12 protein-coding genes are annotated in these 12,915 nt (G+C 46.0%); 6 read left to right on the top strand and 6 right to left on the bottom strand.

Going from position 1 to position 12,915, the window contains the following annotated elements:
* The first annotated feature begins 11 nt into the window (after nucleotides 1-11).
* Nucleotides 12-209 carry a DUF1289 domain-containing protein gene (locus FD960_RS09945; RefSeq protein WP_215299078.1) on the top strand — a complete coding sequence of 66 codons (198 nt, stop codon included), beginning with the start codon at nucleotides 12-14 and terminating at the stop codon, nucleotides 207-209.
* Here the strand turns inward: FD960_RS09945 and FD960_RS09950 are convergent, their stop codons facing one another.
* The gene (locus tag FD960_RS09950) at nucleotides 210-1,193 is read right to left on the bottom strand and encodes an MDR family oxidoreductase (RefSeq protein ID WP_215299079.1); all 984 of its coding nucleotides are present in this window, start codon (nucleotides 1,191-1,193) and stop codon (nucleotides 210-212) included.
* An 87-nt stretch (nucleotides 1,194-1,280) separates the two neighbouring features.
* Between FD960_RS09950 and FD960_RS09955 the strand changes: the two genes are divergently transcribed.
* Genes FD960_RS09955 through FD960_RS09965 form a run of 3 tightly spaced genes read left to right on the top strand, consistent with a single transcriptional unit; the run spans nucleotide 1,281 to nucleotide 2,774 of the window.
* Nucleotides 1,281-1,583 carry a hypothetical protein gene (locus FD960_RS09955; protein ID WP_215299080.1) on the top strand — a complete coding sequence of 101 codons (303 nt, stop codon included), beginning with the start codon at nucleotides 1,281-1,283 and terminating at the stop codon, nucleotides 1,581-1,583.
* A gap of 10 nt (nucleotides 1,584-1,593) precedes the next feature.
* Entirely contained in the window at nucleotides 1,594-2,082 is a 489-nt protein-coding gene (locus FD960_RS09960) for a flavin reductase family protein (RefSeq protein ID WP_215299081.1), read from the top strand.
* Nucleotides 2,083-2,111: 29 nt separating this feature from the next.
* Nucleotides 2,112-2,774: a glutathione S-transferase family protein gene (locus FD960_RS09965; RefSeq protein WP_215299082.1), complete on the top strand. Its 663-nt coding sequence runs from the start codon at nucleotides 2,112-2,114 to the stop codon at nucleotides 2,772-2,774.
* Between the two features lie 82 nt (nucleotides 2,775-2,856).
* Here the strand turns inward: FD960_RS09965 and FD960_RS09970 are convergent, their stop codons facing one another.
* The 5 genes from FD960_RS09970 to FD960_RS09990 all read right to left on the bottom strand — a co-directional run bounded on the left by FD960_RS09970 (nucleotide 2,857) and on the right by FD960_RS09990 (nucleotide 11,194).
* Nucleotides 2,857-5,892 (bottom strand): efflux RND transporter permease subunit, encoded by a 3,036-nt coding sequence (locus FD960_RS09970; RefSeq protein ID WP_215299083.1) that lies wholly within the window; start codon nucleotides 5,890-5,892, stop codon nucleotides 2,857-2,859.
* Between the two features lie 7 nt (nucleotides 5,893-5,899).
* A complete protein-coding gene (locus tag FD960_RS09975; RefSeq protein WP_215300679.1) occupies nucleotides 5,900-7,039 on the bottom strand; it encodes an efflux RND transporter periplasmic adaptor subunit in 1,140 nt (379 codons plus the stop codon).
* Nucleotides 7,040-7,208: 169 nt separating this feature from the next.
* The gene (locus FD960_RS09980; RefSeq protein WP_215299084.1) at nucleotides 7,209-8,750 is read right to left on the bottom strand and encodes an efflux transporter outer membrane subunit; all 1,542 of its coding nucleotides are present in this window, start codon (nucleotides 8,748-8,750) and stop codon (nucleotides 7,209-7,211) included.
* 198 nt (nucleotides 8,751-8,948) lie between these two features.
* Nucleotides 8,949-9,275 carry a DUF805 domain-containing protein gene (locus FD960_RS09985; RefSeq protein ID WP_215299085.1) on the bottom strand — a complete coding sequence of 109 codons (327 nt, stop codon included), beginning with the start codon at nucleotides 9,273-9,275 and terminating at the stop codon, nucleotides 8,949-8,951.
* A 20-nt stretch (nucleotides 9,276-9,295) separates the two neighbouring features.
* Nucleotides 9,296-11,194, bottom strand: coding sequence for an autotransporter outer membrane beta-barrel domain-containing protein (locus tag FD960_RS09990; RefSeq protein ID WP_215299086.1), 1,899 nt, complete (start codon nucleotides 11,192-11,194; stop codon nucleotides 9,296-9,298).
* Nucleotides 11,195-11,922: 728 nt separating this feature from the next.
* Here FD960_RS09990 and FD960_RS09995 point away from each other — a divergent pair.
* Together FD960_RS09995 and FD960_RS10000 are read left to right on the top strand one after the other, a co-directional pair.
* Nucleotides 11,923-12,558, top strand: coding sequence for a TetR/AcrR family transcriptional regulator (locus FD960_RS09995; protein ID WP_215299087.1), 636 nt, complete (start codon nucleotides 11,923-11,925; stop codon nucleotides 12,556-12,558).
* 19 nt (nucleotides 12,559-12,577) lie between these two features.
* Nucleotides 12,578-12,910 carry a hypothetical protein gene (locus tag FD960_RS10000; protein WP_215299088.1) on the top strand — a complete coding sequence of 111 codons (333 nt, stop codon included), beginning with the start codon at nucleotides 12,578-12,580 and terminating at the stop codon, nucleotides 12,908-12,910.
* The last annotated feature ends 5 nt before the right edge of the window (nucleotides 12,911-12,915 follow it).

Consider the following 12,915-nt stretch of genomic DNA (forward strand, 5'->3'; position numbering starts at 1 on the left):
TTGGGTTTCTAATGACAACAGTTCCATCACCTTGCATTAATTGGTGTGACATTAATCCTGAAAATGGTTACTGTCGCGGCTGCTTTCGTACGCTCAAGGAAATTGCTAACTGGTCTGCACTATCTAATCCTGAAAAGCTTGAGGTCTGGGCCAAGCTGGATGCGCGCAAACCTCAAACCCCTCTATCAATAGTTCAGCAAACAATCTAGTTATTTATTTACATCCACAATCAAGCGGCCACGAACATTGCCCGCCATTAGATCCGCCGCATACTTCAAAGAATCTTCCAAACTAATTTCATGAGAGATTTCTTCCAGGGTCTTGAGATCCACCAACTGACTTAATTGCTCATAAGCAGCAATGCGCTTTGCCTTTGGCACAGTCACACTGTTGATGCCATACAAAGTTACGCCGCGCAAAATAAATGGCGCCACCGTAGATGGAAAATCCATTCCCTGAGCTAAACCACAGGCAGCTACAGCACCATCTGATTTGGTTTGCGCACAGGCGTTTGCCAAGGTATGACTACCAACGCTATCCACCACTGCCGCCCATCGTTCTTTAGCCAAGGGCTTACCAGGGGCAGATAAAGAAGCGCGATCAATCACTTCACTTGCGCCTAATTTTTTAAGGTAGTCAGCCTCCGCCATGCGGCCTGTACTTGCCACCACCTTGAAGCCCAACTTACTTAAGAGCGTAATGGCGAAACTCCCAACTCCACCAGCAGCGCCAGTCACCAATACCTCGCCATCACTTGGCTTAAGGCCATGCTTTTGCAAAGCCATGACACACAGCATCGCCGTATAGCCCGCGGTACCTATAGCCAGGGCTTGTTTAGCAGTAAAGCCCTTAGGTAAAGGAATAAGCCAATCCCCTTTCACGCGCGCTTGTTGCGCTAAGCCGCCCCAATGCCCCTCACCGACGCCCCAGCCATTGAGTAGGACCATATCCCCGGCCTTAAAGTCAGTATTGGAGCTTTCTAAAACCTCGCCAGCAAAATCAATGCCTGGAACCATTGGAAAACTACGAACAACCGGGCCTTTACCAGTAATGGCCAAGCCATCTTTGTAATTGAGCGTGGAGTACAGCACTTTGACCTTGACATCCCCCTCCGGGAGGCTGGCCTCATCCACTTGGGAAAGCTCAGCGCGATAGCCCTGGTCATCTTTATTTACCAAAATAGCTTTAAACATGTCTCTTCCTTTTAAAAGCGCCGCATTCTCCGCAACAAATGTGTAATAGGTTTATCCTAACGAGCATTGTTGATTATGGAGGTTTCCATGAAAAAAATTCTACTATTAACTACGATTTCTGGTTTGGCACTACTTGGATGCTCTTCAAGCCAAATTAATATGTCTATGGGCAATATGCGCCTGATCACCTCCAGTGCAGCCCCACAAGATGTGATGGATTTTGCGAATAGCACCTGCCAGAATGATTTCTACCAAGGCGCGAGCTTTCTCTCAAAGGCCGGCAAGGAATACCGCTTTAAGTGCGTAAAAGCCGAAGAAAATGAAGTGTTAGTCCCAATTCCTGGCACAACGATTCCCGCTGAAGCATCCGCACCAGCGACAACTAAATAATTACCGCTAGATGGCCCCATTTACTTCACAGGAACTGCGTAAGGGTTTTTCCTCTTTTGCCACTGGGGTCACGGTAATCACTTGCCTAGATGCTGATCGCCACTCTCACGGCATCACCATCAGCTCTTTTAATACCGTCTCATTAGAGCCACCGCTCATTTTATGGAGTCTGAAGAAGCATTCCCGCCTGATGCCCAACTTTGAAGTTGGCCATAAGCAACTTATTCATGTGCTGGAACGCTCTCAAGAGGCTATGGCAATGCATTTCGCCACAGTCAAAGAAAATCAATTCGTTAATATCCCACATAAAATTGCAGCGAGTGGCCTGACTCAAATTGAGGGATGCGCAGCCTATTTTGAGTGCGAGACAGTCTCGGTCCACACCGGTGGCGACCACAATATCATTGTTGCCAAAGTACTCAACCTAAAACATGATCCACTTAGTCAACCTCTCATCTTTGCTCATAGCAAATTTGTAGGCCTTGATTCCTCACTGTAAGTAACACCAAAATATCTAAGGAAATTCTCATGATGCGTTTATGGGGAAGAAAAAGCTCTATCAATGTGCAAAAGGTTTTATGGTGCCTGGCAGAGCTTGGACTTCAGGAAGGCAAAGATTTTGAGCGCATCGATGCCGGCCTGAATTTTGGCCTAAATCGTACGCCTGAATTTCTAGCGCTGAACCCAAATGGCTTAGTACCAACCTTGCAGGACGGGGAGATTGTTCTTTGGGAATCCAATACTATCCTGCGCTATCTTGCACGCAAGTACGATACCGCCAAACACTTTCCCGATGACATTAACAGCCAATATCAATCTGAGAAATGGATGGATTGGCAATTGGGAACTATGTGGCCAACCTTACGCCCCGCCTTTCTAGGGCTCACACGCACCCCAGAAAATGAACGCAACTACGACCTTATCCACAAGGCCTATCAAGATACGAATGCATTACTAGCGCTATTGGATCAACAATTAGCCACTCAACAATATTGCTCGGGCAATCATTTCCACATCGGAGATATCCCGCTGGCACTCTGTGTCAGCCGTTGGATTCTGCTAAATCAAACTTTCCCAGATAAAACTGGGCCACGTACCCACTTGATCAATATTGATGCCTGGATGAAGCGCCTTGAAGAAACTACTCAATACAACTCTGTGGCCGAAAAAGAACTCAATATTGTGAAGTAATGCCCAAAGACTTCTTTAGGTGGGACTAAAGCAAAAAGGGTGAATTCAATTCACCCTTTTCTTTTGGAGTACATGAGAGAAATTACTGCTGCTTAAATTTCTTCTGATGATGATCAGCGCCAATAAATAAGTACATCGCTGGCACCACAAACAGGGTAAACAAAGTACCAATCGATAATCCTGTAAAGATCACAATACCCATAGACTGTCGGCCTGCAGCACCTGCGCCAGAAGCAATTACTAGCGGAACAACGCCCAAGACCATCGCCGCAGTCGTCATGAGAATCGGGCGCAAACGCACGCTACTAGCCTCAACAATCGCATCAAGCTTGCTGCGCCCCGCCTCTTGTAACTCGTTAGCAAACTCCACAATCAAGATGCCATGCTTACTAATTAAACCCATCAAGGTGACTAGACCAACCTGGGTGTAAACGTTCAAGGTAGTGAATCCCAAATTGATAAAGATCAGCGCGCCAAATAAAGCAAGTGGCACTGACACCAAAATCACAATCGGATCACGGAAGCTTTCAAACTGCGCAGCCAGCACTAAGAACACGATCAAGATCGCAAAGAACATCGTAACTAAGAAGCCGCCAGACTCCGCCATAAACTGACGTGAGGGGCCAGCGTAATCCATGGTGTAACCACTAGGCGCCACCTCTTTTAAGGTCTGACGCATAAATTCCAGTAGATCTGCTTGTGAAATAAACGGTGTACTGACACCAGATATGGTTGCGGAGTTCAGCTGCTGAAAGTGATTAATCGATTGCGGAACGACTTTTTGCTTAATCGTTGCAATCGTACGAGCCTGAATCATCTGTCCGCTCGGCGTGCGAATGTAGTAATCCAAAATCTGATCTGGATTTAAACGATCTATCTGCTTGACCTGCGGGATCACGCGATAAGAACGGCCTGCGACAGAGAAGTAGTTCACGTAACCACCGCCCAGGGCTGCAGATAAGGCACTACCCACTTGCTGCTGAGTCATGCCCAAAGCAGCAACTTTCTCACGATCAATCTCCAAAACATCCTGAGGTTTATCAATCTTTAAATCCGAATCCACGAAAAAGAAGTTTCCGCTGCGACGAGCTTTGTCCAAAACTGCTTGAGACACTTCATTGAGTAATTCATAGGACTCAGTTGTATTGATGACCACCTGGACAGGCAAGCCTTGCGCACCCGGTAAGGCTGGAAACTGGAAAGCGGCTACGCGAGCGCCAGCAATCGTATTCCACTTATTTTGCATATCCTCTTGGAACTTGGTGGCATTACGACTGCGTTGATCCCAATCTTTCAACAAAACACCACCAAAGCTACTGGTTGGGCTGGTGATTTGGAACATCTGCTCATATTCAGGCTCTGCTGCTGATATTTGATAAATCTGATCCGCATAAGTCTGCATCTGATTTACGGTGCTATTTGGCGGTCCAGATGCCTGCATCAGAACAATGCCTTGGTCTTCAGTTGGAGCTAACTCAGAACGCGCTGTTGCATAGAGATAGGCTACTCCGCCCAATAAAATGACACCCATCACGATAATGACCTGCCAGGTGCTCAACAGCTCACGCAAAGTGCTTTGATAGCTGTGATGAACCTTGTCGAAAATACGGTCAATCTTTTGCACAAAAGAAGAGGCTTCTTGCTCTTCCGTAAAAATGCGGGAGCACATCATCGGCGAAAGGGTTAGGGCAATCAAGCCCGATACCGCAACCGCACTAGCCAAAGTAAATGCGAATTCGGTAAAGAGGGCGCCAGTCAGGCCACCCTGGAAGCCAATAGGGATATACACTGCAATTAATACAATCGTCATCGCCAAAATTGGGCCGCCCAGTTCGCGAGCAGCAATTAAGGAAGCCTCTAGTGGAGACTTGCCTTCTTTCATATGACGATCAACGTTCTCGACCACGATGATTGCGTCATCCACTACCAGACCAATTGCTAGAACTAGAGCCAGCAAGGTAAGCAAGTTAATGGAGTAGCCCAATACTTGCATCAAAAAGAAAGTACCGATTAATGAGAGCGGCATTGCAATTACGGGAACCGCAACCGCACGTGCGCTTCCTAAGAATAAGTAAATCACCACCGTCACAATCAGCAAGGCTTCTAGCAAAGTAGCTACTACTTCATCAATCGATGTAGTAATGAACTTAGTAGAGTCATAAACGACTTTGCCTGACATGCCTGTAGGCAATTGCTTCTGAATATCCGGAACTGCAGCCCGGACTCGAGCAGCAACATCTAATAAGTTTGCTTGTGGAGCCACTTTAATCGCGATGAAGACAGATCGCTTGCCGCTAAATGCGACATTGGTGTTGTAGTCCTCTGAGCCCATACTCACAGTAGCCACCTGATCCAAATACACAATATTGATGCCGTCTTTTTTAACGACTAATTTACGGAACTCGTCGAGCGTATGCAGATCGGTACCGGCAACCAGATCCACCGAAACCATATCGCCTTTAGTGCTGCCCACCGCTGAAAGGTAATTATTAGCAGACATGGCGCTAAATACATCGTCAGCGCCAACACCAAGGCCAGCCATCTTTTCACGATCAAGCCAAGCACGCAGAGCAAACTTCCTACCACCAGTAATCTCCGCATTTTGGACGCCATCTATAGAATCCAGCTTTGGCTTGACCACACGCAACAAATAATCTGTGATCGCGTTATTCGGGATCTCATCACTGTAAAAGCCCATATACATGGCAGCAGTCGATTGTCCAATCTGTACGGTCAATACAGGTTGCTGGGCCTGTGGAGGCAACTGATTTTTCACCGAACTGATCTGCGTCTGAATCTGCGTCAATGCCGCATTGGAGTCATAGTTGAGCTTTAGGGTCGCGGTAATGGTGGATAGACCGCTAACGCTAGTAGAGGATAGATAATCAATTCCCTGCGATTGCGCAATGGCCGTCTCTAAAGGCTGAGTGATAAATCCTGCCACTGTTTCAGGATCTGCTCCGTAATAGGCGGTTGTGATGGTGACAATGGCGTTCTGCGTTTGCGGATACTGATTGACCGGCAAAGAACCCACTGCTTTTAAGCCAAATACCAAAACGAGCGCACTCACTACCAGTGACAACACTGGTCTACGAATAAATATGTCAGTCCAATTCATTTAGGACTTATTCCTGTGGCTGTGGGTTTGGTGAGTTGGCCGGCAGCACTTTGTTATTCACAATGAGTGGTGTGCCGTTCTTTAACTTGAGCTGACCACTAGTAACTACAGTGTCGCCTTCTTCAATGCCCTTCAAGATTGCGACCTGATCGCCACGTGTAGGGCCAGTAGTCACAAAGACTTGCTGGGCCTCGAGTGCAGGCTTGCCCTGTTTATCCTTCTTGCCCGTTGGTTTAGCAATAAATACTGTGGAGCCATATGGGTTATAGGTCACAGCCGTCTGAGGTAGCGTTAACATCTTCACCTCATCGCCGAGCTTAATGTTCACGTTGGCAAACATCCCAGGCAATATTTTTTTATCTGGATTGGCGAGTTGAGCCTCAATCTGAATATTGCGAGTATTAGTGTCCACTTTAGGGCTAACCGCAGTCACCTTGCCAGTGAAGGTCGCATCTTTAAATGCATCCGTTGTCACCACAATCTCCTGCCCAACCTGAATTTGTTCGGCATTGCCTTGTGGCAAGTTGAAGTCTACGAAAATAGGATCTAAAGTTTGCAAAGTCAGCAACTTATCACCGGGATTTACAAACTGTCCTGGATTAATCATCACAATGCCGACGCGCCCACTGAAGGGGGCCTTTAAATTCTTTTTCGCCACTAAAGCCGTTTGTTGCTCTACCTGGGCCTGTTTAGACTTGGCATCAGCCTTGCTGGTATCAAATACGTTCTTACTAATTGCCTGAATCGCCAATTGCTGCCTGTCACGCTCATTAATGACCTTAGCCAAATCCGCCAATGCCTTTAACGAATTTAGCTGAGCAACATCAGAAGCATCATTTAACTTAATGAGCAGATCACCCTCTTTAACATCCGCGCCAGACTTAATCGGCACTGTTTGCACAAGACCGCCGATTTCAGTACTGAGATCTACACCCCTAAACGCGCGCACATTACCTACGCTAGAGAGCTTAGGCTGCCATTCGCTTGTAGTAACAACCATGGTGGTAACGGTTGCAGGAGGCAAGCCCATACCCGCAATAAAGTGCTTAATCATGAAAGTCTTGAGCTGATTAAAGCCAAAGATCAATCCAAGCAGTAAAAATACACCACATAACATGATGATCATGCGACGGCGCAAAGGCGTCATTTCTTGCAACTTGGCATATGCCTTGGTTTGCATGACACGCTCACGTAAGCGTGTCCAACGCCCTTTAATTTTTTCCCAAAGCGCAATCGCCTTATCACGTAGCTTCCACTCTTGCGCTTTGACAAGCATCCAAGCCCACAAGACGACTACAGCAGTAGTGACCTTAGTTTTAATTGTTTCCAGAAGTTTCATTTTGATCTTTGTTCGCTATGTCTTTTGGTTGAAAGGCTGGGCCGGTACGATTCCACCAACCACCACCGAGTGCCGCAAATAGTGCTGCTGTATCTGAGAAGCGTGTAGCTTGCGCCGATACGGATTTCACTTTGGCAATTTGATATTGATTCTGATAGTAGAGAACCGACAAGTAACTAGCAGTGCCTAATTTGTATTGCTGCTGAACTAACTCTAATGTTTCATAAGCGTAGCGCTCAGCATCCGATGCCGCTTTCAACGCTTGTGCGCCCGTCTCCAAAGCGCGCAATGCATCTGCTACCTCCTGAAAAGCCTTCAGCACTGTCGCTTGATACTGGAATACCGCTTGCTCATAATTTGCGAGAGCACCACGACGCTGCGCTAACAATTGCCCGCCCTGAAAGAGTGGCTGGAAGATGCCGCCGGCAATAGACCATAAGGTGGCGTTTGGACCAAATAAGGCGGCGCTTGTTAAGGCTGCTGAACCAATTGCGCCAGTGATATTAAATTGGGGCAATAAATTTGCAGTAGCCACACCCACCAATGCATTAGTAGCTTTGAGCTGTGCCTCTGCAGCACGCACATCAGGACGTTGACGCACCAAGCTAGAAGGAATCGAGAGAGGCAACTTATCGGGCAAATGCAATGACTTCAAATCGAACTTGGTAATTGCAGCATTACTCGGTAATTCACCAACCAGTACCGCTAATTGATTACGCGCAAATGCAAGATTGCGCTCATAGGTAAATAAATCTACCTGAGAGTTGGATACCAAAGTTCTTTGCGAGGTAACGTCCACCCTGGAAACAGTTCCAATCACCAATTGCTTTTCCGTTACTTCAGCTAGATTGGTTTGCGCTTTCAGAATCTCTTCAGTAGCTTGCATCTGCGCGCGCAGAGCAGCTTCACGTACTGCACCTGTCACGATGTTGGCAGTCAATGAGAGATAAGCACCTTCCAATTGAAACTGCGCAATCTCTGCCTGAGCTCTTGCACCTTCAACTGCACGGCGTGCGCCTCCAAATACATCGAGCTTGTAAGTCACATTCACTGAAGCGTTATACAAGTTATAGGTATCAGAACCGTATGGCAGACCATAGATTGCGGATGGCTGGAGCTGACGTGTAACCCCACCACCTAAACCAATCGCTGGAAAGTACTGCCCACCAATTTGTGCATTTACATTCTCTTGGCTAGCACGCAAGGCCGCATCAGCAGCGCCAAGATTTGGATTTTGTTGAAGGGCTTTTTTAATCAGAGCGTCTAGCTCGGGGGACTTAAATAACTCCCACCACTGAGCCTCAATATCGGCGCCCTCTACAAACTCCTGATCTGTACCGCCCGGAACACCAGGTGCAGTAACCAATTTCTTCGAAAGAGTGCCTTCGGTATAGCTGGAAGTATTAGGTGCGTCTGGCTGCTTAAAGTCTGGGCCAGCCGCACATGCAGAAAGAAGCCCTGCAGAAGTAAGCAGAAGCAAATGCAAACGCCGAATAGAGAAATCTTTTAAATCAAACATGAAGTGGGACAAATATCCTTTTCTACAGAAGATATTTGAACACACTTTTATAATTCAGTCTGTGTAACACCTTGATTTATCTAATGAATTTTGTTCACAGCTAGAACGAGAAGTCAAATACATTTTTTAGTTGAAGTTGCTCAACACCAGACTCTCGCGCAAGCCAATAAAAAACCACCCGAAGGTGGTTCTATTAAATTAACAAGGGGCATCCCCAAACCGATTTGGCCCGGAAGTTCCTTTCATACAGAACCAAACCAGCAGCAATATATTGGCAATGGGTACGAAGCCCAATAAAAGCCACCATGCGGTTCTATCCAAGTCATGCAATCTTCTCGAGGCGACCGCCAAGTGTGGCAATAACAACGCAAAAGCCACAACCCCGTAAACAGTGTCATTAATACTGGCAGCAGCGCTTACTAAAAAGATAAAAAGCATGAACCACCAGTATTCGCTTCTAGCAGCCCTGCCATCGAATTTTGCATACTTACTAAAGCAAGTGCTGATTGATTCACCTAACGTCATATGAGCCCCTTATTATTTCTTTAGAATTTCACTCGTAATTCTGCGCCACCACCATACTCTTGACCATAACTATTGGTAGAGGCAACCACACCAATGCGTGCAGAAACATCTTTAGAAATTCCGCCTTGAATACCTAGGCCAAACATATTGGATACAGGACCCATGTTTGCACCCACTTGAGTAAATGAGCCGTAAATTGGACTTGTTGCAGTAATGGAATGCGCTGAATTGCTGTTGGCATACCAGTCATAACCAAATTTATAAAACCCAATTAATGAGAGTGGGTTATTCACACCTTTGAGCAACGGATACACAAAGTCAGCGCCCGCAAAGGTCACAGCTGTATATGCTGTTGCAGAATTTATCCCAAAGTTGAAGTCGTTGCCACCCTGCTCAGATACGCCACCCATCCATAACTGAGAATATGAAGCCCCCACAAACGGTGAAACCGTCACATCGCTAAATTGATATGCCTTAGCTAACTTTGCCGCGCCATAAACACCATTGGTTTTATAAGAGCTTGTTGCATTCCCGCCAGTAAATAAACCAACACTCGGTGTATTTCGATTGGCATTGGTGTTGCCATACATGTAGCCCAAGGCACCAGAGAGCTTTACTTGCTCAGTAAAGTTATGCGCGCCATATAAACCAGCATAAAAATTGGTTGTGTTGAAGTTTTGAGTCACTTGCTGACTCTCAGTCATTGAAGTGGTACCCGTGCCAGCGAATACACCATATCCACCGTCTTTAGTTCTCTTGATGTCTCCGCCAATAATGAGGTCATAAAGGTTATATCCAAAACCTGCGAGATTGTTGTAATTATTCACTGTGCCTTTTACGGCCGCAGCATCAGCCCACACATATCGACCTTCATCATCTTGGTATACCTTGGTAGTTGGCGAAGAACTCATGGGAGTATGGATACGATCTATCACCGTATTTGTAATGTGCGCCATCTGCTCAAGACCAATGGTCATATTTGAGGAATAACCTTCAGCATGAACATTGATCAGTTGATTTACCTGGGAAGTTGTTAGGCCCTGAACCGCGCCCGCAAAAGTTGTGCCATTGGCAAGCGTAATATTGGCGCCCCCATTCGTGGCTAAGGTATAGCCAGAAACGATTGAGCTGACCAGCGCATTTGTAGAGCTGCTGCCGATTATATTTGGAGTAATTGGGGATCCACTAGTAGTCGTTAGACTCCAATTTGTGCCGGCAGTATTTGACAGGCTCCATTGCGTCAACACAATTCCGCCGCCCAAGGTTCCTGAGGTATTTGCTAGATTCCCTGGAGTTATTCCGCTTAATACGTCTGCGTATGTATTAGATCGACTAATTGTTGATCCAGACCCAATTCCAAATGTCATCTTTCCATCAGTAGCGCCACTTGGTACAACATTTGAAAAAGTGGTCTGGCCATAGCCTGAAAGGCTGTTGATGATAACTTTATAAGTTGAAGGCAGATGACCGCTATACGTTAAGTTATTTTGTGCATTACTAAGAGTGCCAACAGATCCTAAGTTATTAATACTCACACTGCCAGAAGTTGCGCTCGAAATTACCCCCCTGTTATTGATGGCGCCGATCGAACCCCCACTTTCAATTTGAATGCCATTGGTTGCGAATGCTCCCATGGAATTTCCGCCGGAAATTGTTCCGGAATTATTTAATGTCCCAATCGAACCATTGCTACCAACCCATATCGCATAGGTTTGCCCGGAAATTGTTCCGGAATTATTCAATGTAGCAATAGATCCTGTGCCACCGATCACCATTCCATAGGCGGTCCCAGCAGTTGAAATACTGCCAGCATTAGTAAAGGTTCCGATACTTCCATAATTCTCTATTGCAGCAATTGAACTGCTGAGCGTGTTATAGGCATTGCTATAAATGGTGCCAGCATTTTGAAATGTATTCACAGATGACCCCAACCCAAGCACCAAACCGCTTCGGTTTCCCCCGGCTCCAGAAACGGCACTGATTAACCCATTATTTACAAATGAGGATACCCATATATTGTCATTCACATTAACCGCTGGATCTGACCCAAAGGTTGGAACATTAACCGTAACGCCGCTGTTAATAACAATGCCACCAGTCTTGCTAGAGCCAACTGCTAGGGACTCACAACTAACCGAAATAATTAATGGGTCGCCCGCGTCGCTACATTGAGCAGCGAAGGTCGAATTGACAACACAAACGGCTACCATTAAAAACATATTTCTCACGACACTCGCCAGCTTATTTTTCTTCACAATAGCGCTTACTCGTTTTTATATACATTGACTGTTCCACCGCATGCGGCAAAGCACTGTCTATAGGATTCATCACACTGCCAATAATTTGGATTGACAGGGCAATACTGTGGATTAGGATTGCACCTCTTTACATCATCATGACTCTGTGCGCGATTAACGCACGCTTGATAACTGAAGTGATTGTTTTGTTGGCACATATTTGCATTGTTTTGGGCCTGGGCTTGTACGGCGCCATAGCAAACATTTTTTGTATTCATGCATTGCATGACACAAGTTTTCCCAGTTTCAGTTGCCGGAGCGATGTACTCGTATCGGTACGAAGTGCATGAGCTCAGACCAATGACAGTCAAATTTATAAGAATTAGCGATTTTAAATTCATTTTGTTAACATGTTATCTATATACCCACAATTATTACATGCAAATTCGGCTCAACACCTTAAATTGAAAGCCTCCGGCCCCTCTAAAACCATCAAGACCGAGGAACGTAAGTCTGAAGTGATCAATATCGCCCATCGATTGTTCGAAACGCGAGGATACGAGGCTGTGGGTGTGCGAGAAATTGCTAAAGAAGCTGGTATCAGCCCAATGCAGGTCTATAGACTCGGTCTAGACAAGCAAGATTTGCTTGCCGAAGTCATTTTGATCGTCAATCAAGAAATCATTGATGCCATCAAGCCTTTTGTAGCGGGTAAATCAAAAACCGCTGCCGACTATATTGAGAGATACCTTCTTGATCTCTACGCCAAAGATATTGCCATCAAAAGTATTCGTAAAGAGGGTGCGGCTTTTGGCTGGAAGTGGTCTACCAATTATGAGCAATTCATTATTGCTCAACTCATGCAGATCTTGAAGCCGATCTCTGACTGCTTAACCCACTATCAATACGACGATATTGAGGCTAGGTGTTACGCTATTTGGTCTCTTTACTATGTTGGCTATCGCAACGCAGTCATGAATAACGCTAGTGCAGCCCAGTGTCTTGAAGGCATTAGGCCAAGCCTAAGCATTTGTTTAAAGAAATAAAAATTAGAGGGAAAGATTGATGAAAAAAATTCTGTTATTGCTTGCGGTGACTTTCTCAAACATTTCTTTTGCCATTGAGAATGCCGAAGGCATTGTGTACTGTCATGGCAAAACGGTGGTTGAGTATCGCTTGATCAACCCAGAGAAAGATGGCACGGCCTCAGATGTCGACTTGACTGTGAATGGAAAAACGAAACGCTTCATGACGGCCTACTCTTGGTTTGGCTCATACCAGGCCACCCCCAAGGGCTTTAAGTTCGCCATTCTTGGGGAGAAGCAATTTGATCCATTGCTAGTATTTAATGATCGCCTAGAAGATGCCAAGAAGAATAAATACAAACAGTGCAACTGAACTAG

Origin of the sequence: Polynucleobacter sp. AP-Nino-20-G2 (assembly GCF_018688235.1) — a bacterium.
Classification (GTDB): Bacteria; Pseudomonadota; Gammaproteobacteria; order Burkholderiales; family Burkholderiaceae; genus Polynucleobacter.